At 58.8% G+C, this 21,318-nt stretch carries 24 protein-coding genes and 2 tRNA genes; 13 read left to right on the top strand and 13 right to left on the bottom strand.

Annotation, left to right across the window (positions count from 1 at the left end):
- Positions 1-57 precede the first annotated feature (57 nt).
- The 5 genes from ACN0TA_RS04545 (at position 58) to ACN0TA_RS04525 (ending at position 5,844) form a co-directional block, all read left to right on the top strand.
- Positions 58-1,965, top strand: coding sequence for an ABC transporter substrate-binding protein (locus tag ACN0TA_RS04545; protein WP_417580237.1), 1,908 nt, complete (start codon positions 58-60; stop codon positions 1,963-1,965).
- Between the two features lie 65 nt (positions 1,966-2,030).
- Positions 2,031-3,035: an ABC transporter permease gene (locus tag ACN0TA_RS04540; protein WP_417580235.1), complete on the top strand. Its 1,005-nt coding sequence runs from the start codon at positions 2,031-2,033 to the stop codon at positions 3,033-3,035.
- A 3-nt stretch (positions 3,036-3,038) separates the two neighbouring features.
- Positions 3,039-3,899: an ABC transporter permease gene (locus tag ACN0TA_RS04535; RefSeq protein WP_417580233.1), complete on the top strand. Its 861-nt coding sequence runs from the start codon at positions 3,039-3,041 to the stop codon at positions 3,897-3,899.
- Entirely contained in the window at positions 3,896-4,936 is a 1,041-nt protein-coding gene (locus tag ACN0TA_RS04530; RefSeq protein ID WP_417580231.1) for an ABC transporter ATP-binding protein, read from the top strand. Before ACN0TA_RS04535 ends, ACN0TA_RS04530 begins: the two co-directional genes overlap by 4 nt.
- Positions 4,933-5,844, top strand: a complete 912-nt coding sequence (locus ACN0TA_RS04525) for an ABC transporter ATP-binding protein (protein ID WP_417580229.1) — start codon at positions 4,933-4,935, stop codon at positions 5,842-5,844. The genes ACN0TA_RS04530 and ACN0TA_RS04525 overlap by 4 nt, the downstream gene beginning before the upstream one ends.
- Positions 5,845-5,905: 61 nt before the next feature.
- On the opposite strand, the gene ACN0TA_RS04520 is transcribed toward ACN0TA_RS04525, so the two are convergent.
- Positions 5,906-6,226, bottom strand: a complete 321-nt coding sequence (locus ACN0TA_RS04520) for an FCD domain-containing protein (protein WP_417580227.1) — start codon at positions 6,224-6,226, stop codon at positions 5,906-5,908.
- Positions 6,227-6,324: 98 nt separating this feature from the next.
- Here ACN0TA_RS04520 and uxuA point away from each other — a divergent pair, with 98 nt between their 5' ends.
- Positions 6,325-7,557 (top strand): mannonate dehydratase, encoded by a 1,233-nt coding sequence (gene uxuA / locus ACN0TA_RS04515; RefSeq protein WP_417580225.1) that lies wholly within the window; start codon positions 6,325-6,327, stop codon positions 7,555-7,557.
- A gap of 119 nt (positions 7,558-7,676) precedes the next feature.
- On the opposite strand, the gene ACN0TA_RS04510 is transcribed toward uxuA, so the two are convergent.
- Together ACN0TA_RS04510 and ACN0TA_RS04505 are read right to left on the bottom strand one after the other, a co-directional pair.
- Positions 7,677-8,033: an iron chaperone gene (locus tag ACN0TA_RS04510; protein ID WP_417580223.1), complete on the bottom strand. Its 357-nt coding sequence runs from the start codon at positions 8,031-8,033 to the stop codon at positions 7,677-7,679.
- Between the two features lie 149 nt (positions 8,034-8,182).
- Positions 8,183-8,257: transfer RNA gene (locus tag ACN0TA_RS04505), tRNA-Gln, on the bottom strand.
- Between the two features lie 231 nt (positions 8,258-8,488).
- On the opposite strand from ACN0TA_RS04505, the gene ACN0TA_RS04500 reads away from it, so the two are divergent.
- Positions 8,489-8,565, top strand: a tRNA-Pro gene (locus tag ACN0TA_RS04500).
- A 45-nt stretch (positions 8,566-8,610) separates the two neighbouring features.
- Here ACN0TA_RS04500 and ACN0TA_RS04495 read toward each other — a convergent pair.
- From ACN0TA_RS04495 to ACN0TA_RS04485, 3 genes are all read right to left on the bottom strand, one after another.
- Positions 8,611-9,945, bottom strand: coding sequence for an NAD(P)/FAD-dependent oxidoreductase (locus ACN0TA_RS04495; RefSeq protein ID WP_417580221.1), 1,335 nt, complete (start codon positions 9,943-9,945; stop codon positions 8,611-8,613).
- The gene (locus tag ACN0TA_RS04490; protein ID WP_417580219.1) at positions 9,942-10,109 is read right to left on the bottom strand and encodes a hypothetical protein; all 168 of its coding nucleotides are present in this window, start codon (positions 10,107-10,109) and stop codon (positions 9,942-9,944) included. Before ACN0TA_RS04490 ends, ACN0TA_RS04495 begins: the two co-directional genes overlap by 4 nt.
- A 119-nt stretch (positions 10,110-10,228) precedes the next feature.
- Positions 10,229-10,843 carry a biotin transporter BioY gene (locus tag ACN0TA_RS04485; protein ID WP_417580217.1) on the bottom strand — a complete coding sequence of 205 codons (615 nt, stop codon included), beginning with the start codon at positions 10,841-10,843 and terminating at the stop codon, positions 10,229-10,231.
- Between the two features lie 67 nt (positions 10,844-10,910).
- Here ACN0TA_RS04485 and ACN0TA_RS04480 point away from each other — a divergent pair, with 67 nt between their 5' ends.
- Positions 10,911-11,831, top strand: a complete 921-nt coding sequence (locus ACN0TA_RS04480; protein ID WP_417580215.1) for an MBL fold metallo-hydrolase — start codon at positions 10,911-10,913, stop codon at positions 11,829-11,831.
- On the opposite strand, the gene ACN0TA_RS04475 is transcribed toward ACN0TA_RS04480, so the two are convergent.
- Together ACN0TA_RS04475 and pdxH are read right to left on the bottom strand one after the other, a co-directional pair.
- On the bottom strand, positions 11,799-12,617 hold the full coding sequence (locus tag ACN0TA_RS04475) for a DUF1499 domain-containing protein (protein WP_417580213.1): 819 nt from the start codon (positions 12,615-12,617) through the stop codon (positions 11,799-11,801). The genes ACN0TA_RS04480 and ACN0TA_RS04475 overlap by 33 nt on opposite strands.
- Positions 12,618-12,619: 2 nt before the next feature.
- Positions 12,620-13,261 carry a pyridoxamine 5'-phosphate oxidase gene (pdxH, locus tag ACN0TA_RS04470; protein ID WP_417580211.1) on the bottom strand — a complete coding sequence of 214 codons (642 nt, stop codon included), beginning with the start codon at positions 13,259-13,261 and terminating at the stop codon, positions 12,620-12,622.
- 140 nt (positions 13,262-13,401) lie between these two features.
- On the opposite strand from pdxH, the gene ACN0TA_RS04465 reads away from it, so the two are divergent.
- Positions 13,402-14,373 carry a DnaJ C-terminal domain-containing protein gene (locus tag ACN0TA_RS04465; protein WP_417580209.1) on the top strand — a complete coding sequence of 324 codons (972 nt, stop codon included), beginning with the start codon at positions 13,402-13,404 and terminating at the stop codon, positions 14,371-14,373.
- A 16-nt stretch (positions 14,374-14,389) separates the two neighbouring features.
- Here ACN0TA_RS04465 and ACN0TA_RS04460 read toward each other — a convergent pair whose 3' ends face one another.
- Together ACN0TA_RS04460 and ACN0TA_RS04455 are read right to left on the bottom strand one after the other, a co-directional pair.
- The gene (locus tag ACN0TA_RS04460) at positions 14,390-14,794 is read right to left on the bottom strand and encodes a GFA family protein (RefSeq protein WP_417580207.1); all 405 of its coding nucleotides are present in this window, start codon (positions 14,792-14,794) and stop codon (positions 14,390-14,392) included.
- An 11-nt stretch (positions 14,795-14,805) separates the two neighbouring features.
- A complete protein-coding gene (locus ACN0TA_RS04455; protein ID WP_417580205.1) occupies positions 14,806-15,753 on the bottom strand; it encodes an L-threonylcarbamoyladenylate synthase in 948 nt (315 codons plus the stop codon).
- Positions 15,754-15,813: 60 nt separating this feature from the next.
- On the opposite strand from ACN0TA_RS04455, the gene ACN0TA_RS04450 reads away from it, so the two are divergent.
- From ACN0TA_RS04450 to ACN0TA_RS04435, 4 genes are all read left to right on the top strand, one after another.
- A complete protein-coding gene (locus ACN0TA_RS04450) occupies positions 15,814-16,764 on the top strand; it encodes a histone deacetylase family protein (RefSeq protein WP_417580203.1) in 951 nt (316 codons plus the stop codon).
- A gap of 16 nt (positions 16,765-16,780) precedes the next feature.
- A complete protein-coding gene (locus ACN0TA_RS04445; RefSeq protein ID WP_417582056.1) occupies positions 16,781-17,014 on the top strand; it encodes an exodeoxyribonuclease VII small subunit in 234 nt (77 codons plus the stop codon).
- A 266-nt stretch (positions 17,015-17,280) separates the two neighbouring features.
- Positions 17,281-17,865, top strand: coding sequence for an SCO family protein (locus ACN0TA_RS04440; protein WP_417580201.1), 585 nt, complete (start codon positions 17,281-17,283; stop codon positions 17,863-17,865).
- Positions 17,862-18,596, top strand: a complete 735-nt coding sequence (locus tag ACN0TA_RS04435) for a TlyA family RNA methyltransferase (protein WP_417580199.1) — start codon at positions 17,862-17,864, stop codon at positions 18,594-18,596. Before ACN0TA_RS04440 ends, ACN0TA_RS04435 begins: the two co-directional genes overlap by 4 nt.
- Before the next feature lie 24 nt (positions 18,597-18,620).
- On the opposite strand, the gene ribB is transcribed toward ACN0TA_RS04435, so the two are convergent.
- From ribB to ACN0TA_RS04420, 3 genes are all read right to left on the bottom strand, one after another.
- Positions 18,621-19,700 carry a 3,4-dihydroxy-2-butanone-4-phosphate synthase gene (gene ribB, locus ACN0TA_RS04430; RefSeq protein WP_417582054.1) on the bottom strand — a complete coding sequence of 360 codons (1,080 nt, stop codon included), beginning with the start codon at positions 19,698-19,700 and terminating at the stop codon, positions 18,621-18,623.
- A gap of 2 nt (positions 19,701-19,702) precedes the next feature.
- A complete protein-coding gene (gene aroC / locus ACN0TA_RS04425) occupies positions 19,703-20,824 on the bottom strand; it encodes a chorismate synthase (RefSeq protein WP_417580197.1) in 1,122 nt (373 codons plus the stop codon).
- A gap of 68 nt (positions 20,825-20,892) precedes the next feature.
- On the bottom strand, positions 20,893-21,318 hold the full coding sequence (locus ACN0TA_RS04420) for a group III truncated hemoglobin (RefSeq protein ID WP_417580195.1): 426 nt from the start codon (positions 21,316-21,318) through the stop codon (positions 20,893-20,895).

Genomic DNA, 21,318 nt, shown 5'->3' with positions numbered 1-21,318 from the left:
TACGCTAGCATGAAATCGGGAGCGCGGAGGAGCGCTTCCTCATCAAGGGAGGAGACTATGGATAGCTGGAAGATGCTTTTGGCATCTGCTGGGCTTATAGCCAGTATGGTGCCGATGCAGGCAGTGGCGCAGGAGAGTGCGCCACCGATGCAGGACTTACCCCGCGAACAGACCCTGATCATTCAAAACCCGGAACCGGCGGCAGCCAACCCATCGATGTTCAACATCTGGATTCCGGGCAGCGGCGGCAATGTTTCCAATGGGCTGCATCAGCTCATGATGGATACGCTCTGGTACATCGATCCGGATGAAGGACTGGACGGCGCCCTTTACAGCAGCCTTGCCAGCGAACCATGGCAATACAACGAGGATTTCACGGAAATGACCGTGAACCTTCGTGAAGGCATCTATTGGAGCGACGGCGAAGAGTTCACTGCCGACGACGTCGTCTTCACCGTCGAAACCCAGATTGCGACGCCAGGCATGACCTGGAGCGCCACGCTAGAAAACAATGTTGCGAATGTGGAAGCCGTCGACGACCACACCGTCAAATTTACACTCAACAATCCCAATTCGCGCTTCCACTCGACGTTCTCGGTGCGTTGGCAAGGGGCATGGATCATGCCCGAGCACGTGTTTTCCGAAGTCGATGATGTGATGTCTTACGACTTCAATCCGCCTGTCGGCCTTGGTCCCTACACCTTGCATTCGTTCGACCCGAACGGGGCCTGGTACATCTGGGAAAAGCGTGAAGACTGGGATCGCACGACGATGGCCGAATATGGCGAACCCGGCCCGCAATACGTTATCTATCGCAGCATTCCGTCGACTGATAATCGGCTCATCGAGATGGTCAACGGCAATCTCGACATGATCCACGATCTCACGCCCGAGGGCATGTTCTCGTTGGTCGAACAGTCAGAGACTGCGCGCGGCTGGTTCCCGGGGTTCCCATACGCTCATCCCGACCCCACGCTGCCAATGGTCATCTTCAACAATCAGAACGAGATGTTCCAGGACAAGCGCGTCCGCTGGGCTCTGGCTCTGATGCTTGATGCCCGCCAGATCGCGATCGCTTCGTATCGCGGCGCAGCAACGCTTTCGGCAATCGCCGTACCGCCCACTGGCACGCATCCATCCGATTATCACGGCCCCATGCAGGACTGGCTGCAGAGCTATGAGCTCGATCTGGGCAATGGCGAGACCATCCAGCCCTACGACCCCGATATTGGAAGCCAGATCGCGCAGATGGTTTCTAGTCAGTTCGAGGGCGTGCCGACTGAACCCGATGCGATCAAGGCTGCATTTGGTCATGGCTGGTGGAGGCAGGACGTAGAAGCGGCTGGGAAGCTGCTCGAAAGCGCAGGCTTCACTCAGCAGGGCAACCAGTGGATGATGCCGAATGGGGAGCCATTCTCGTTCACAATCAGGACGTTCCCCGAAGGGGTGATCAATCGCATGGGTACAATGATCGCTCAGCAGTGGAGCCAAGCTGGCGTTAACGTGACCGCTGAGGCCGATCCGCAGATGTTCCCGCAGACCCTGCCTCTGGGCGATTTCGAGGCTGCGACAGCATGGTCGATTGAAACATGGGGCGGCGACCCGGATCTCAGCTTTTTCATCGACTCCTGGCATTCCGACTACGTGGCCGATCCCGGTGAGCGTCAGCCAGCACGGAACTGGCAGCGCTGGACCAATGATGAGCTGGATTCGATTATCGAACAGATCCGCGTCACCGAGTTTACCTCCGAGGAAAACCTCGAACTCGGACGCGACTTTGTCGAGTTGATGGTCGAGGAAATGCCGATCATTCCAGTCATGGCATTCAACGTCTTTTCTGCCTACGACACCCGGTATTGGACGGGATTCCCGACGGCCGAAGAACGGCCCTATGCCAACATCGTGAACAACTGGGCAAACTCGAGGTACATCCTCACCCAGCTGACACCGACAAGCGCCGAATAAACGCGCCGTGACGCCCGGCTTGTCCGGGCGTCATCCCCGACCCTTCCAACAGAACGAACGGGCCGATGAAGGGCTATCTAACTTTCGTATTCAAGCGGCTCCTGCAACTTGCAGCCGCGGTTTTCGCGGGCACGTCGCTGGCTTTTTTCATCGCCAAGCTCAGCCCAATCAGCGCCGTCGAAAATATCGTGGCGCGCGTAACCAACCTATCGAGCATGAGCCCAACAGCCATAGCCTCGCTGCGTGCGACGTATGAAGAACTGTTCGGCGTCAACGTTCCACTGTTGGAACAGTATCTCAGTTTCTGGGGTCGACTGGCCACTGGCGATTTCGGGCCTTCGCTCATCGCCTATCCAACGCCGGCGATGGATCTCATCATGCTTGCCTTGCCGTGGACGGCTGGCCTGCTGATGGTTTCGATCGTCTTTACGTTTATTGTCGGCAATATCCTGGGCGGGCTGGCTGGCTATTATCAGAATTCGCGCGTTCTCAAGGGCGTTGGCATCGTGGCCATCGGCATCCAGCCGATCCCTTATTACATCGTCGCGTTTCTCATGGTCATCATATTTGGTTATCTGTGGCCGGTGCTGCCGATCAGTGGCGGCTTTGCCATGAACGTGCGCCCAGGCTGGTCCCTTCCCTACATCATGTCCGTGCTCCACCATGCCATCCTGCCGTCTCTGTCGCTTGTGCTGACAGGACTTGGACTGTGGTTCTTGGGCATGCGTTCGCTGGTCTCCAACATCATCACTGAAGACTACGTGACCTATGCCGAACTGGGCGGGGTCAAACAGGGTCGGATCGTTTCGGCCTATGTGATGCGCAACGCCGTCGTGCCTCAGCTCACAGCGCTGGCCATGGCGCTGGGGCAGATTTTCTCGGGCACGATCATCACCGAGCAAGTGTTTTCATATCCGGGTTTAGGCACGCTGCTTATTCGTGCGGTCAATGGCGGCGATACAACCCTGGTGCTGGCGGTATCGTGCATTTCGGTCATCGCTGTAGCGACGGCCATTTTCGTCATCGACCTCATCCATCCGTTCCTCGATCCACGCGTGAGGGTGAGCTGAGCCATGTTGTCCGTATTCAAAGACCTCATCCGCTACAATATCGAGTTTGCTATCGGGGTCTTCCTCGTTGGCCTGATTACAGTCTTTGCGCTTCTGAGCTTTTTCTCGCCCTACCCGCCAAACGAAATCTACGTTGTGTTTCCCGATCAGCCGCCGAGCCCTGAATTCTGGTTCGGTACCAATTCTCGTGGCCAGGACATGTTCTGGAACCTCAGCTTTGCCTTTCGCAACACGCTGACCTTCGGTCTGATCGTTGCGGTGCTGAGCCGCATCATCTCGATCACCGTGGGGCTGCTGGCCGGATATATGGGTGGTTGGGTCGACAGGGTACTGATGTTTTTCAGCGACATCTTCGTGGCCATCCCCATCTTCCCGATTCTGATCCTGTTCTATTTCGTTTTCCGGGGCGATCTGACTACATATTCCCTGGCTCTTGTCATGGCCGCACTTGGCTGGCCCTTCGATGCGCGGCTCATCCGATCGGTTGCACTTGGACTGAGACATCGCGAGTTTACCCGCCACGCGGTTTTCGCCGGCATGGCACCGGCGCGGATAATGTTCCAGGAGCACCTGCCCTACGTGATGCCGATCGTCTTTTCCACGGCAATGGCCAACATGATCTGGTCGATCGGGTTCGAAGTCACGCTCGGCGTTCTGGGCTTCACAAACATCAACAATCCTACGATCGGAACGACGCTCTACTGGGCCAACAATCACTCGGCCATGGTCGTGGGCACATGGTGGTGGATCATCGTACCCGTCATCCTGATCGTTCTCACATTCCTCGGGCTGTTTCTGCTGGCTGTCTCGATGAACGAATATATCGACCCCAGATCACGTCTGCGGCGCATGGGAGGCCAATGATGGACACGGCAAAACCCGTTCTCACCGTCAAGAACCTCAAAGCCTATTATCAGATGGCCTATTTCGGCATCGACCGGGAGGTGCGTGCTGTCGACGACATCACGCTTACCATCCGCGAGAACGAAGTTTATGGCATCGCTGGAGAGAGTTCGTCGGGCAAGACTTCGCTGATCAAGACGTTCGCGGCAGCGATCCGACCACCACTGCGGATCGTTGACGGGTCGATGTCATTCACCTTCGGTGACAAGGTGATCGATCCCTATACGGCAAGCAAAGCTGAAGTGGACGCTATCCGCTGGAAGAACCTGTCCTATATCATGCAAGGCTCCATGAGCCTTCTCAATCCGGTCCGGCGTATCAAGCACTCGTTCCACGATTTCGCTTTTCGTCCCATGGGGCTGCCCAAGAAAGAGTTCTGGGCGGCTGTGGAGGCGCACCTGGAGCGGCTCGGTCTGCCGGCAAACGTTCTTTCCGCCTATCCGCACCAGCTTTCGGGCGGCATGCGCCAGCGCGTCATCATTGCCCTAGCCACCGTGTGCCGACCCAATTTCATCATCGCTGACGAGCCGACGACGGCCCTTGACGTGGTCGTTCAAAAAGACGTGCTTGCAATGATCCGCAATGTGCAACGCGAGATGAGGTCATCGGTTGTGTTTGTGACCCATGACATGGGTGTCCACGCCAATATCGCCGATCGCATCGGCATCATCTATGCAGGGCGACTGGTCGAGGAGGGCCCGACAAGCGTGCTGTTCAAGGCGCCCAAACACCCCTACACCGCCCATCTTGTAGGTAGTCTTCCGCGGATCGGTGACACAACGCAAAAGGTATCGCTTGAAGGGCGGCCGCCCAATCTGGCGTCGCCACCGCAGGGTTGCCGTTTTCATCCGCGCTGCCCAATGGCCATCGACAAGTGCAAGAAAGACATTCCTCCGCTTGAGACCGTCGGGAATGACCATCGATCGGCGTGCTGGCGCAGCGACGAGGTTGGTCCACCCGAAACTCTGGCCAGCCAGCATCCTGGAGGAACGGCATGAGCGCGCTGTTGAATGTCTCAGGGGCGTCGAAACAGTTTGCCATGGGCGGGCTGTTCTCGCGCGATGTGGTCAATGCCGTGGTCGACGTGAGTCTGACCTTGTCGGCCGATACGCCCGAGATTTTCACGATCATCGGCGAGTCTGGATCGGGCAAAACCACACTGGCGCGCATGATCCTCGGACTTGAAACGCCAAGTTCGGGCGAGATCGCCTTCGACGGGCACCCGGTTTCGGACAGTCTGTCCCGCAGCGACCGCCTTGCGTTCATGAAACGCGTGCAGCCAGTGTTCCAAAATCCGTTCGAAGCGTTCAATCCACTCAAACAGGTGGATCGCTACCTGCGTTCGACGGCCAAAACACTGCTGGGTGTTACCGACGCCAAGGAAATCGAAGCGGCAATGGATGCCGCCCTGCAAAAAGTCGGCCTGAGCCTCAAGGAAATTGCCGGTCGCTATGCCCATGAGCTCTCGGGAGGGCAGTTGCAGCGTGTGGCCATCGCTCGGGCGCTGATCCCCGAACCGGCATTGCTGATTGCCGACGAGCCGGTTTCGATGGTCGACGCGTCCTTGCGGATGTCGATCGTCAATCTCCTGCGTGATCTGCGCGACAAATTCGGGGTTTCGGTCATCTACATTACCCACGACCTTGCGACTGCGTACTATATTTCAGACCGCATCATGATCATGCAAAAAGGGCATGTCGTGGAGATGGGGCCGGCCAAGCCCATTCTCGAGCAGCCAGAGCATCCTTATTCGCAATTGCTCAAGGCCTCCGTGCTCTCGACCCAGGATGCGGGCCAAGGCATATTGCAGCCAGCGGATCGATCGATCGTCCAGGCAGCCTGGGAAAAGCCCGCGAGCGGCAAGCTGGTTCCACGCGAAGGCGGCAGGCTGGTTCGGGTCGGATAGACCCGATCAGCGGCGCTCGGCGCCGTCAACAGTCGCGTCATTGCAACCGTTCAGGCCCACCTCAGACATCGAAGGCTTCGGCGTTGCGCTCGATAACGATGGGCAAGGATTTGAGCATTTCGCGCAAATGGTGTCGCATAGCGGTCTCGGCAGCGTCTGGAGACCCGTCGGCGATGGCCTGAACCAGTGCGCGATGCTGTGCCACGATCGTCTCCGCCGGGGTTGCTGAAGACATCGAAAGATAACGAACCCGGTCCATTTGCGCCTTCAGGTCTTCGACAAGCCGCCACCCCCGCGCGCAATCGACCATACGGGCGATCTGGTGATGAAGCGCGTCGTCGAGCGCCAGAAACTTGATATGGTCGGGGTGTTCGCCGCACAATGCCTAGCTCAATGCAAGACAATCTTGAATTTGCGACGTCGAAGGCGACTTTATACCCATCGTAAGACGCGTCAGCCAACAGCCATGGGAGACTCGATATGCTGCAGACCTGGCGATGGTTCGGGCCAAAAGATCTCGCCAAAATCGAGGATCTGCTTCAAGCTGGCGTCGAAGGCGTGGTGTCGGCTCTGCACCACATTCCCAATGGCACAGTTTGGACACCTGAAGAGATCGCACGGCGGCAGTCCGAGATCTCTCGTCGCAGCGACGGCACCCGGTCTGGGCTGAAATGGGAGGTGGTGGAAAGCCTGCCTGTTTCGGAAGATATCAAGCAGCAAACGGGCGATTGGCGTAAGCATATTGCCAACTACAAGACCAGCCTGGAGAACCTTGCTGCCGCCGGTATCGAGACGATCTGTTACAACTTCATGCCGATCCTGGATTGGACACGCACCGATCTCAACTGGCGAGTTGGCCATGGTGGTACTTGTATGCGGTTCGATATCATTGACTTTGCAGCCTTTGATATCTTCCTTCTGGAACGTTCCAATGCAGCTTCAGACTATGAGTCCGAAATCGCTGCATATGCCCATGACCGGTTCGCCGCGATGTCCGAGGCGCACAAAATCAACCTCGTTACCAACATCATTACCGGGCTGCCCGGTGCGACCGAGCATTTGACGCTGGAGGACGTGCGCCAACGACTGGCCGCGTACGATAATATCTCCGCTGAGCGGCTGCGTGCCCATTTGGTTGCCTTTCTCGCAGAGGTGGTGCCGACCGCAGAGCGGCTCGGTATGCGGATGTGCTGCCATCCCGACGACCCCCCTTTCGGGCTTATGGGATTACCGCGGGTCATGTCGACACTCGAAGACTACCGTGCGGTTCTCTCAGCCGTGGACAGCCCCGCCAACGGAGCGACACTGTGCTCTGGGTCATTGGGCGCGCGCCCGGACAACGACCTTCCCGCAATCATGAAAGCGCTGGCCCCGAAAGTGCATTTCATTCATTTGCGCAACGTAAAGCGCGACGATGGCGCAATCGCCGGATCGTTCTTTGAGGACGAGCATCTGGCCGGCGATACCGACATGGTCGCGCTGATCGCCGCCATCATGACCGAGGAGGCCCGGCGCAAGGCCGAAGGGCGCGCCGACCACCAGATCCCCATGCGCCCCGATCACGGCCAGGACATTCTCGACGACCTCGGCCGCAAGGCGCAGCCCGGTTATCCGACCATTGGCCGCCTCAAGGGGTTGGCGGAACTGCGCGGCGTAATGCGCGCCTTCGGCCATCCCGAGTTCGGGTTGAAGAAGAATGGCGCTCATGACTGAGCCCAGGCTCCCTCCCGACCGTCTTTCTCCGACCGACCCTAATGTAAGAGAAATTGCAAACTGCAGTCCGCGGCGGAGCGACGGTATCGGCTTGGAGCAGTAACGCCAGACGCGGCCGGTTACACACCGAGCGCCCTTCGGGATGCAATAGCGAGCGCTACGATAAGGTCCTCGGGGATAGGTTTGGCCGCTGAGAATGTGACACCGGTCTTGGTCGGTTTGAGTCCCGCTGCGGCGATGGCCTCGGCATGCGACTCGATTGCGCTTTTGCTAACGTACAAGCCGCACTGCTTGCTGAACGCAGCATATCCCGCGACAACCAAACCCTCTGCACCAAACCCTGGCATGTCGTACTTGATGACCTCTTCGAGGTCGGGGAGAGCTTGCGCAAGCCGGGCGCGTAAAAGAGCAAGCAACGGCCTGAGCGCTTCCGGTGCGGCAGCGATATAGGCATCGTGGTCGACAATCTTTGTCATGCTTTAATTATTGGCAATCGGAGACACGGGTGGCCGGACAATCTCACTGGAACTGCTTTTTGCAGCGCAGCGCGATGATCTCAGATTGCCCGGAGACGCTACAATGGCATCATTGGGCGAAGGCAGGTGTCAACGACCTGGCTGGATGTTGGCTGGGGCGGCAGGATTCGAACCTGCGAATGTCGATACCAAAAACCGATGCCTTACCACTTGGCGACGCCCCAAAGCGCGTTGGTTCCTACACCGTTTGCACTGGACCCGCAACACCTCGCGCACACGGGGTTCGCTTCCGGCACAAAATTTTCTGTCCAAGCCTTGCATAGCTTCAGCCGGGCGCAAACGGAGACGAAAAATGCTGCAAGAGCGGTTGTGATCAGGCTTGAACCGGGCCCGGACGCATTATATAAGGCGCCGGACGTTGCTCGCTCGATCATTTCGGCGGGCCACGAACCTATCGGAGTATAGCGCAGCCTGGTAGCGCACCTCGTTCGGGACGAGGGGGTCGGGTGTTCGAATCACCCTACTCCGACCAATAAAGCCGGAACCTTTGGGTTTCGGCTTTTCCTTTTTGCACTCCCTAGTTCAGCGCATTGGCCGTCTTATCGAGTTCTTCATCGATGGCGGCTGGGCTGTCGATTGCTGTTGTCGCGGCCTCGTCGGGACCCGTGATGAGACGGGAACCCTTGCTGTAGGTGAGCCAGTGCCAGAGCCAATTGACCAGGACATTGATGCGGTTCTTAAAGCCGACGAGATAGGCGATATGGACAACACCCCATAGCATCCATGCCGGAAAGCCGGTGACTTCGAGCTTGCCGAACTTGCCCACAGCAGCTGACCGTCCGATGGTCGCCATGCTGCCCCAATCACGATATCGAAACGGGCCCTGGGCGCATTGCCCCTGTTGCTGCCGGATGATGGCCTCGGCAACGTACTGGCCCTGCTGTTTTGCGACGGGTGCCAGAGCTGGCAGCGGCTTGCCATCCTCACCCTCAACTGAAGCTGCGTCCCCGATGACGAAAACGCCGGGCAAATCGTCAAGCGTGAGGTCGGGCGCGACGGGTACTGTGCCATTCTTGTTGGTTTTGACGCCGAGCCATTTTCCCACCGGCGTGGCCTCCACCCCTGCGCACCAGAATATATTTGAAGTTTCAAAGACCTGATCTCCGGCGAGGACACCATCTTCGTTGATGCGTTCGACTGGGGATTTTGTGTAGACCTCAACACCGAGATCGGTCAGCTTGCGCTCGGTATAGGCCCCCAGATGGGCCGGATAGGCGTTTAGAAGCGTATCGACAGCCTCGACAAGGATTACGCGGGTATCCTTGGGATTAATATTGGTGAAGTCTTTGGCCAATGTCGCCTTGGCGAGCCCGGCCAGAGCGCCTGCGGTTTCGACGCCGGTGGGGCCGCCGCCGATGATGACGAAAGTCATCAGGCGTTTTCGCAGGTCTGGATTTTCGGTGGTCTCGGCACGCTCGAAGGCCAAAAGGACGCGGCGTCGAATGTTAAGCGCGTCGTCGATGGATTTGAGCGCCGGGGCAAAGGGCGCCCATTCGTCCTCCTTACCGAAATAAGTGAAGGATGATCCGGTCGCCATGATCAGGTGGCTATATCCAATTTCATCACCACCTACGGCGCGAACGCAGCGGCGCTCCGTATCGATGTCCTCGACCTCTTCCATGAGGATTTCAACGGATCCGCCCTTACCGGGCGCCAGTACGGCGCGAATAGGGACCGCAATTTCGGCCGGTGACAGCGCTGCTGTTGCGACCTGATAAAGAAGCGGCTGAAACAGATGATGATTGCGTTTGTCGATGATGGTGAACGGCACGCCCGCCCGCGCGAGCGCTTTTGCTGCACTCAAACCGCCGAAACCGGCCCCCACGATTACGACGCGCTTCTCGTCTGTCATCCGTTCTTGCTCTCGTCCTTGTGATAGATCTCATGGGCGCCACGTTCGGCTGCATCTTTCTGCCGCGGCGTGGCTTTGGTTGATCTGAACGCCCCGTAGGCGATGACGAGGCCGAGTATGACGGCGCCGCCGAGGACCGCGAACAGCCAGGGGAAGGTCTCCATTACGCTCTCCTTTGGAAGTTGAAATCTGGATGGAGAACGCAGGTCACGCTTGCGAGTTGCAAAAACAAAGGGCCGGTCTAAGACCGGCCCTTCAAATATTCCAACAAGGTCACAAGGCCTTATTTGCGCTGGAGCATGGCCCAGCCACCGACGACGGTCAGTGCGGCAAAGACCATCTTGACGATGTCCCAGACGATAAAGGGCTGAACGGCGCCCTGGAATGCCGAAACCACGGCATTTGACTGATCGATCCAGGTGGCCTGCCCGGCCATGGTGAGCAACCAGGCAAAGCCGAGCACAAACATTACCGCGTTGCCGGCCAGCATGGCGGTAAAGCCTGTAAAGACGTTGCGCATGGCGCCCCGGTCGGCGAGCCAGCCGATGATGGCGGCCATGGCCAAAAAGCCGATCAAAAAGCCGCCAGTGGGGCCAAACAAATACGGCGCGCCAGCAAAGGCGCCGGCAAATACGGGGATACCGGCGGCACCCTGAGCGAGATACAGGCCGACAGTGGCGGTGGCCATGCGGAAGCCGAAGGCGCCAGCGATCATCGCGATGGCCATCGACTGAAGGGTGACAGGCACCGGCCAGACAGGCACATTGACCTTGGCGGCCATGGTGATCAGCACCGAGCCGAGAAAAGCGACAGCGACCGCAGAAACGATGCGCGCGCCCTGCGACTTGGGCTGATAAAGTCCCAGAAGCGTGTTCGAAGTGGCAAAAGTCGTGGCCATAACTTGTCCCTTTGCGTTAAAGCCGAAGCAGAGACCATCGTTCTAACCACACATGGCACCGCGCGCAATGCCCGCAAGTTCAGCCTCCCCACCCTATGACCGCTCATTTGACGCTCGTGTCGGCGAAGCCGTTGATGTCGCAACGGGAGTTGTACGTGTTACGGCCCCCAATGCCAGCGCGTACACGTTTACCGGCACCAACAGTTTTATCGTGGGAAAAAGTGACCTCGCAGTCGTCGATCCTGGCCCCGACGACGAGAAGCACCTGCACGCACTGCTCAAAACTATAGGCGGGCGCACGGTTGTCGCCGTGATTCTCACCCATACTCATCGCGATCACAGCGGACTGGCACGAAAGCTGATAGCCGAAACCGGGGCGCCCTTGTGGTCAAACGGCCCCCACCGACTGTCGCGGCCGCTCAAACCGTTCGAATTCAACCCTTTCGGTCGCGCGGGCGATTTCACGCTCAGCCCCGACCGCCACCTTTCCGACGGCGATCGGATCGAGATCGATGGGAAGAACTTTCGTGTTGTGGCGACGCCGGGCCATTGTGCCAACCACCTAGCTTTTGCAGCGGAGGGGCAAGATTTCGTCCTGATGGGCGATCATGTCATGGGATGGAACTCGACCGTCGTGGCGACACCCGACGGGAACCTTGGCGACTACCTGGCGTCGCTGGAAAAGGTCATTGCCCTGCCCCAATCCCGATATCTGCCGGGTCATGGCGGCGAAATCGTCGATGGCCGTGCTTATGCCCGCGCACTCAAGGCACACCGACTGATGCGAAACGGACAATTGCTCGAGGTGGTGCGGCGCGGACCCACGACGCTTTCGGCAGCGACGCGAGCGGTTTATCCCGGCTTATCGGGAAAATTCGCTATGGCCGGAAAGCAGACGCTGCTCTCACACGCCGAATATCTTGCGCAGCGAGAAGAGATCGAACTGGGACGCTCGTTATTGGGCATCAGGCTCCTGCCCCGGCTCTAATTCTACCTGAGGCACGGGCGGGTCGTCGGTCTCTGTCTGGGCCATGTTGTTGCGAATATAGGTCGAGACCCTATCGTCAAGCGCGAGCAGAAAGTCCTCGATGGCGCGGCCATTGTCGCCAAGATCGTGATAGACCTGATTGAGAGAAGCCGCCCGTAGATCGATTAGCGCCCCGATGGGATTGGGCGACACGCGGAAGGCGATCTCGTTTTCAAATCCCAGCAACGAATAGCGAATCGCATTGAGCTGACCCACGCTGGTCTGGGTGGGGGGCGTTGATGCGATGATCTCCCATCCATTGGAACGAGCCAGCGATTGGCCCAATGTGAACAGCATTTCGGGTGGGATCTGATAGATGCGGGTAATCAGATTTGGAAAGTTGGCCAATATCGTTTCGGGATCGATATCGGTCTCGATGGGGCGCGCCTCGACAAGTTGCGGCGGATCAAACAATGCCGTCGTCACATCGGCGGTGGAGGGATAGATTTCGCTCAGGGCAAACGCCACACCGGCCGGAACGAGACAGACAAGGCCAAGCCCAAAACCGAGAGTTGCTGGCCCCCACCCCCTGTCTCCACTAAACCACAGCCCGATATAGGCAGTGATGCCCGTGAGCAATGCCAATGCGGCGCAAACGGTCCCGATGATCAGGCTGATGCCGAATACATCGGGTGTGATCTGACCGAAAAAATGCAACCCCATCGAAATTACAATCAAGGCACCGGCAAACAATGCCAGCCGTCTTGCCCAGATCGCCAGTTTCGACGTGCGGACGAGAATGCGCATTTTCAGGGAAAAAGCCGTGAACGCGACCAGGCCGCATCCGTGTCCGGACGCGAGAACAACATCCGATCATGGAGCCGGAAGGCGCCATCTTTCCAAAATTCAATCGCTAGCGGTTTAACGCGAAATCCTGACCAGTGGGCGGGGCGTTCGATGTCTCCTTCGCCGAAGCTGTCAGTCAAATCCTCAACGCGTTTGGCAAGGAAATCCCGGCTTTCAAGCGGGCGAGACTGATCGGACGCATGGGCGCCAATGCGCGACTGGACAGGACGAGAGGCGAAATATGCGTCAGCTTCTGAGGCGGATACCTGCTCAACGCGCCCCCGAACCCGGACCTGGCGGCGCAGGCTCTTCCAATGAAAGAGCAGCGCAGCTTTGGGCTGCGCAAGCAATTCGCGCCCCTTGGCCGATTCGAAATTGGTGAAAAAGACAAACCCGGCGTCCGAAAAGCCGTTAAGCAGCACCATACGCAGATCGGGCATGCCATTTTCGTCAACGCTGGCAACCGCCATGGCGTTAGGATCGTTGGGTTCGGTCCCACGGGCTTCTTCAAGCCAGAGAGGAAACACCTGGAAAGGGTCGATGGCGCCATCATAGGCATCGTCGAACAGCAGATCAGTAATCGAAGCCGTCACGGCAAAATCCATCCCGTCTGGACATTATGAGGGGTCGTGGCCATATAGAACGCAAAGCTGCGGTGCTTCAATGCCCCGCAAATCGTGGATCGAAAGGATGTGGCGCTGCCGGATGTCAAACCCGAGCGCCGTTTCAAGGTGTAACAAAGCGAATGCGCGACCCCTATACAGTGCTCGGCGTGCCAAAGAGCGCCAGTGAAAAGGAGATCAAGAGCGCCTACCGCAAGCTGGCCAAGACCTTTCACCCGGATCAAAATCCGGACGACAAGACGGCGCATGAAAAATTCGCCGAGGCAACGGCCGCCTATGATTTCCTGTCGGACAAGACCAAACGCGGGCAATTCGACCGCGGGGAAATCGATGCGGATGGCAATCCCAAGTTTTCAGGCTTCGGCGGATTTGATCCGTCGGGCGCGCGCGGGGGACGTCCCGGTGCGGGCGCTGGCGCGGGCGGCTTTAATGCCGAGGACATTCTCAAGGAATTCATGAGCGGGTTCGGTGGCACGCGCCGCGGCCCAGGTGGCAGCCCGTTCGGGGCTGGTGCCGGTCCGGGCGCTGGTGGCGCGAACTGGGATCCGTTCACTGGCGGCGCGACTGGCGCTGCCGGATCTGCCAAGGGCGATGATGTTGTCATCAATCTGGCAGTTTCACTTGAAGATGCCCACAAAGGCGGTTCTGTGCCGGTCACTTTGCCATCGGGCAAGACTGTCTCGGTCAAGCTTCCTTCACCGCTTGAAGAAGGCCAGCAGGTGCGTTTGCGCGGACAGGGCCGGCCGTCGCCGCTGACAGGTCAGCCCGGCGATGCACTGGTGACGGTCAAGTTCGCCAAGCACAAGCATTTTCGAAAAGACGGACACGATCTGCGCGTCGACGTACCAATCGCACTCTATGAGGCCGTGCTTGGCGCAAAGGTCCGTGTACCCACACTCGACGGCGCCGTCGAATTGAACTTGCCGCCCGGACCCGACACGTCCAAGGCCATGCGGCTCAAAGGCAAAGGCCTGTTCGGCAAGGGCGATCTGTATGTCAACTTGAGGATCGTTTTGCCCAAGGGTGGCGACCCCGATCTCGAAAGCCTCATGCGGTTCTGGAAAGACCAGAAGCCCTACAAGGTCAGAGACTAGTCAAAAAGCCCGGAGTTTACTCCGGGTTTTTTTCGCTTTGTTGTGTGCCTGGCGGAAGCGTAACCCAATGATGCCGGCGGATATCATAGACCGAATCCTGCGGGGCGGGGAAATCTGGATCGCCAAGACAGCCGATGGCGATCATAACAATATCGTCCGTTGCTTCCTCAGTGTGAAAAACCGTAGAGCCGCAGACCGGGCAAAAGTTGAACCGAAATTGCGCCCCAGCATCGCCCGTCCGGACAAACTGGGTTGCCTCTCCCCTGACTTCGAACGGGGCTGGCCAGGCTCCCAATGTGGCAAAGACGCTGCCAGTCCGGCTTTGGCAGGCAAGACAATGGCATATGCCATTGCCCAAACACTCCCCCTCAACGGTGATCGAGAGCTGGCCGCATGTGCAAGACGCTGTGCGTGACGCCATGGCCGTTTCCTTTAGCTCCTTGGCGCGGATGCGCGTTCCAACCTGTCGTTGATAGCCTCACCCAGACCAACATGCGGTATCGGCGCAACGGCGATCGATTGTGCCCCGGATGCGTCGAGACGGGCAAGATAGCAGAACAGGTTTCGCGCCGCTTCACGCAGATCGGCTGTCTCTGAGAGATTGAGCGTTGGACCAGAATGGGCTGGGGGTGCGCCAAATGCGAGAAAGGCCTCGTTTAATGCGGGCGTTGAAACGTTAAGGCGCACGGCAGCGTTTGGGGCGTAATGGCTTTTGAGCATGCCGGGGGCCTTGATGGCAGCATTGGGCTCCGCAATTGCGATTCCATGGCCAAGGGCAGCTTCGATATCATCGCGCGCAAGGGCGCCGGCGCGAAGCTGGGTGATAGTTTCGCCATCGACCGCGATGATTGTGGATTCCAGACCGCTTTGGCAGGGACCGCCATCAAGCACCGGTACCTTGCCGCCAAAGCCGGCGCGCACGTGGTCGGCGGTTGTGGGTGATAGCTTGCCTGACGGGTTAGCCGATGGGGCGGCGACAGGGCGCCCGAGCGCAGCGATAAGTTCACGCGCCATGGGATGGGCCGGGACACGCAAACCGACGGTGTCGAGCCCCGCCGTCACCAAATCGGAAAGACCGGCCCCCCGTCTCAGGGGAACAACCAAGGTCAGTGGCCCCGGCCAGAAGGCAGCAGCGATCGATCGAGCGCGCTCGGAAAAAATCCCATAGCGCTCGGCCATTTCCATATCGGCGCAGTGGCAGATAAGCGGGTTGAACCTGGGCCGGCCCTTGGTCTCGTAGATTTTCAACACAGCGTCGGACCTGGTGGCGTCCGCACCCAGGCCATAAACCGTTTCCGTCGCAAACGCGCACAACCCTCCGTCTCGCAGCACGGCTGCGGCGTCGGCAATGGTCAATGGGTCGGTGCGTGCTGGCGTCATCGACGTTGTTTGACAAGCGCCCGGTGCCGCGTCAAGAAGGAGGGGACAGCCGAGGCCCTTATGACGACCCTTCTCATCAGCCAGACCAACGGTTCCGCACACGCGACACCGGCGGGCCATGCCGAACGGCAGGAGCGGATCGAAGCCGCTACAAAAGCGCTTACCCATCCTCGTTTCGATCCCTTGCGGCGTGAAGCGGCCGGGCCGGGCGATCTCGAGTTGGCCGAACTCGTTCACAGCCCGATGGTCATGGATACGATCCGCACCACCCGCCCCGCCGAAGGGATCGGGCAGATCGATGCTGACACGTTCGTTTCGGCAAAGAGCCTGGATGCATCGGCCACAGCCCTTGGCGGCGTTTTGAGGGGTATTGAGGCCGTTATTCTCGGTGAAGCCCAAAATGCTTTCATTCTGGCGCGCCCACCCGGGCACCATGCCGAACGCGACCGTTCGATGGGCTTCTGCCTCGTCAACACAATCGCCATAGCAGCCCGCCAGGCACAAAGGCTCTATGGCGCTGAGCGGGTGGCGATCATCGATTTCGATGTACATCACGGCAACGGCACCCAGGATATCTTTTCAGACGACGCTTCAGTCTTTTACGCCTCATCACACCAAATGCCGCTGTATCCGGGCACTGGGGCGCCCCACGAGCGGGGCGTGGGCAATATCGTAAACGCGGCGCTACTCGCCGGAAGCGGCGGAGCGGAAATGCGAGCGGCCTATAAAGAGCAGATCCTGCCGGCGCTCGATAATTTCGCCCCGGACCTCATACTGGTTTCGGCAGGCTTTGATGCCGAGCGGCGCGACCCGCTGGCCCAACTGGAATGGGTGGGCCACGATTTTGCCTGGCTCACGGGAAAGTTGATGGACATTGCCGAACGGCGCTGCTCAAACCGTTTGGTCTCGATGCTCGAAGGCGGCTACGATCTTGGTGGGCTTGCCTCGGGGGTGTCGGCGCATGTAGGCATGCTGCTGACCGGCGAAGCCGGACCCGATTATGACGATTGAAGACGAAGGGGCAGTTATGACCGAAATCGCCGAAATGAGCTTTGAAGCTGCGCTTGACGAGCTGGAAAAGATCGTAGCGCAACTTGAAGGCGGCAAGGCGCCCCTGCAGGAATCAATCGCGATCTACGAGCGCGGCGAAGCGCTCAAGCGCCATTGTGAAGCGCTGCTCAAGCAGGCTGAAGCGCGGATCGAAAAGATCACGCTTGCTAAAGACGGCAGCCCGGTTGGCGTCGAGCCACTGGATCAATAGATCCCCGTTCTAAAGTGCGGATCGACAAGAAAAAGATTCAAACTTTTCCCGTCCGCGCATGGATATCGAGTGTTTGATCGTGCGGTCGACGAGGAGGACTGTGCATCTTTTCCTCACCGCACAATGCGTCTTGGTTGGTCGTGCGGTCGAACCGGAAAAGTCTGTAACTTTTCCCGACCGCACAGTGAGTTTTGGTTGGTCGTGCGGTTGAGCCGGAAAAGTCTGTAGCTTTTCCTGACCGCGCTCCGGAATAGAAAGTACTCGCCGTGCTGGGAAAAGTACGCATCGTTCTCTGGGCCATTGTGGCGCTTGTAGCGGTTTCGGCCACGGTCATCTATTTGACCAAGCCAATCCAACCTTCGGGCGCGATGTTTGGCGGGCCATTCGAAATGGTTGCGACTTCGACCGGGGAAACGTTCACCCAGGACGATCTGATCGGCACGCCGACACTCATGTTTTTTGGGTTCACCCACTGCCCTGATGTTTGCCCGAACACGCTTTACGAGACACAGGTCTGGAAGGAGCGGCTGGGACTTGCAGATTCCGACCTGCGGGTGCTGTTTGTGACAGTGGACCCCTCGCGCGACACGCTCGACGTCATGCGAGAGTATCTTTCCCCCCTTGATGGGGTGGTCGGGCTTGTGGGCAACGAGGCCCAGACAGACGAGATCAAGCGCTCATATGGCGTCTTCTCCGAGCAGGTCGAAGAAGACGGCTCGAGCCAGTATTCTGTCAACCACACGGCGTCGGTATTCATGATCGACGACGAAGGCAATTTCTTTGGCACAATCACCTATCAGGAAGACACGCAAACCGCGCTCGACAAGGTAAAGCGTCTCATCGAGACATGAGCCGGGCCCGGCTTGATATTGCGCTTGAGCAGCGCGGGCTTGCCCAATCTCGGGCACGGGCTCGTGATGCGATATTACGCGGGACCGTAACTGTGAACGGGGTCCCCGCCCAAAAGCCAAGCCAGCAAGTCAGCCAAGCCGACGAGATCGTGCTCGACGATCCGGCATCGCTTTATGTTTCGCGCGCCGCTCTCAAACTCGTCAAAGGCCTGGACGATAGCGGTTTTGAGCCCCAAGGCAAAATTTGTCTCGATCTTGGAGCCTCAACTGGTGGGTTCAGCCAGGTGCTGGTCAAGCGTGGCGCGCGGCGCGTGTATGCCGTCGATGTCGGTCACGGGCAATTGCACGAGACGGTATCCGCGATGGACGCCGTGGTTTCGCTCGAAGGGGTCAATGCCCGCGATCTGACAACCGAACTCATCCCAGAACCGATCGATTTTCTGGTGTCCGACGTCAGCTTTGTATCGCTCACAAAAATCCTGGATGCCCCCGCAGCGCTGTGTATACCCGGCGCCCATGCCATCCTGCTCATCAAGCCACAGTTTGAAGTTGGCCGCGAAAACATCGGCAAGGGCGGTCTTGTGGTGCCGGGCCCCCATGTCGGGGCGGCAGTAGAGGCCGTGAGAGCCCATATGGACCGGCTGGGTTGGAATCGCGCAGGGCTTTGGCCCTCACCGATCAGGGGCGGCGATGGCAACAACGAGTTTCTTGCGGCGTTCGAGCGGCGCTGAACATCGCGCTTGCCAGCCAGTCGTTTAGCCAGAAATGGTGATGCCGAACGCCTCCAGCCCGACATAGCGACGCGACCGCGAGGACATGGGCTTGATGGTCGTTATGCCGAGATCACGCAAGATCTGTGCGCCCAGCCCCACTTCGCGCCATTCAGCGTCGCGATGACGGGCTGAACCGTGGTCTTCGCGCTCGGCGGCGGCCGCCGCCTTGTCATAGGCGACGCCGGCATTGCCTTCGCGCAGATAAACAAGTACGCCGCCGGTTTCCGAAAGCGCGGTGATCGAGCTATTGAGCTTTTTGGCTCCGCCGAAAACATCGGTGACGATATCTTCGCGCTGCAGGCGCACATGGACCGGTTCGCCCTGCTCCAGCTCACCGAACACCAAAGCAAGGTGCTGGACGCGATCAAAAGGCGTCGAATAGGCATAAGCCAAGGCCGGGCCGGCGACCGTCTCAATTTCAAAGGTTGCTACGCGCTCAACAAGTTTCTCGCGGCGCTGGCGGTAGGCGATGAGATCGGCAACTGAAATCAGCGGCAAAGCGTGCGTTTCGGCAAAATCTGCGACCTGCTGACCGCGCGTGACTGTGCCGTCATCATTGACCAGCTCGCAGATCACACCAACATCCGGCAACTCGGCGAGCTTGCACAGATCGACTGCGGCCTCTGTGTGCCCAGAGCGCATAAGGACACCGCCGCGCCTGGCGATGAGCGGAAAAATGTGACCGGGGCGGGAGAAATCCTCGGCGGCGACATTCCCATTGGTCAGCGCACGCACTGTTGCTGTGCGGTCATCGGCGGAGATGCCAGTGGTCGTACCGTGCTTGAAATCGATGGTGACGGTAAAGGCCGTGGAATGCGCGGAATCGTTGGAGGCGACCATCGGGTCAAGGCGCAGCTTCTGAGCGCGTTCGCCGGTGATCGGCGCGCAGACGATGCCAGATGTGTGTCGGACGATAAAAGCCATCTGCTCGGGCGTGATCGTCGAGGCAGCGGCGATGATGTCGCCCTCACCTTCCCTGTCGTGATCGTCGATGACCACGACCATCTGCCCGCGCTTCATTGCCTCAAGTGCGACTTGGACACGCCGATCGGATTCAGACACCATTACAGATCGTTCCTTCCAAATCCGATACCGCCTTCACGGCCGGTCTGACCCCGATGGCGCAGCATATGATCGGCAAGGACACATGCCATCATGGCTTCTCCGATCGGCACGGCGCGTATACCCACACACGGGTCGTGACGGCCCTTGGTTATGATATCGGCGTCTTGATTATCGGTGGTGACCGTCTGGCGCGGGGTCAGGATCGAACTTGTCGGTTTGACAGCAAAACGCGCAACAATAGGATCGCCATTGGATATGCCGCCCAGGATTCCACCTGCCCGGTTGGACAGGAACTTGGGCAGCGGGCGTTCTGAGCGCATCTGGTCGGCATTTTCCTCGCCGGTCAATTCAGCTGCATTCATGCCCTCGCCGATTTCGACGCCTTTTACAGCGTTGATCGACATAAAAGCCGAGGCGATATCAGCCGAGAGCTTTCCGTAGATCGGCGCGCCCCAACCCGCCGGAACGCCTTCTGCGACCACTTCTATAATTGCACCGACCGACGAGCCGGACTTGCGGATACCATCAAGATATGTGGCCCAGTTTTGCGCGGCCTCCGGGTCGGCACAAAAGAATGGGTTTTGGTCGACCTGATCCCAATCGAAATTGGCATAGTCGATCTTGTGGGGACCGATCTGGACAAGCGAGGCGCGAATAGTGACGCCGGGGATGACCAACTTTGCCACCGCTCCGGCAGCAACACGGGCCGCCGTCTCGCGGGCGGAAGACCGTCCGCCACCGCGATAGTCGCGGATACCGTACTTCTGGAAATAGGTGTAGTCGGCGTGTCCGGGGCGAAACTTGTCGCGGATGTCGCCGTAGTCCTTAGAGCGCTGATCGGTATTTTCGATCATCAGAGAGATTGGTGTGCCGGTCGTACGCAAACCGTCGGTTCGCTCATCCTCAAAAACGCCTGAGAGGATTTTCACCGCGTCGGCCTCGCGGCGCTGGGTTGTGTAACGCGATTGACCCGGCTTGCGACGATCGAGATCGCGCTGGATCAATTCGGCGCTGATCGGAAGATCGGGTGGCACGCCGTCAACAACGACCCCGAGCGCAGGACCGTGACTTTCGCCCCAGGTGGTGAAGCGGAAGAGATGGCCAAAAGTATTGTCGCTCATGGGATGCCCCTGCAAATGGTGATGGTGTTCTAGGCAGCGGCGGGGGGGCGGTCAATCGTCCGATGGGATTAGCGCGCGTGTCTAGGCGAAAGGATTTCGCCGCGCATGGAGCCGATCGCGAGTTCGAAATTGTCGGCAATGCGGCGCGCCCGGATCATAAATTCGTTGGTAATTTCGGCGGTGAAGATTTCGCCGGCAGTTTGCTCGAACAACAACAACCAGCGATCAAAATGCTCAGCCTGGATGGGCAGACGCAAATGGGGATTGAGCGGGCGGCCGGAATAGCGGCCGGTGCGCAGCATGATCGAGGACCAGAAATCGGTAATCTGGGCGATGTGTTCGTCCCAATCATGGACGGCGCGATTGAAAACCGGCCCGAGGATGTCGTCCTCGCGTGCACGGGCATAAAATACAGCGACCAGCCGGGAAATGTCGGGGTCGGTGATATCGGGATGTGCCGGGCCTGGGCGGGTCAGCGGATTGTCGTCGCTCAC

This window comes from Pelagibacterium sp. (assembly GCF_048264985.1).
Classification (GTDB): domain Bacteria; phylum Pseudomonadota; class Alphaproteobacteria; order Rhizobiales; family Devosiaceae; genus Pelagibacterium.
Note: the sequence above shows the minus strand (reverse complement) of the source record. Positions and strands in the feature narration are given on the sequence as shown.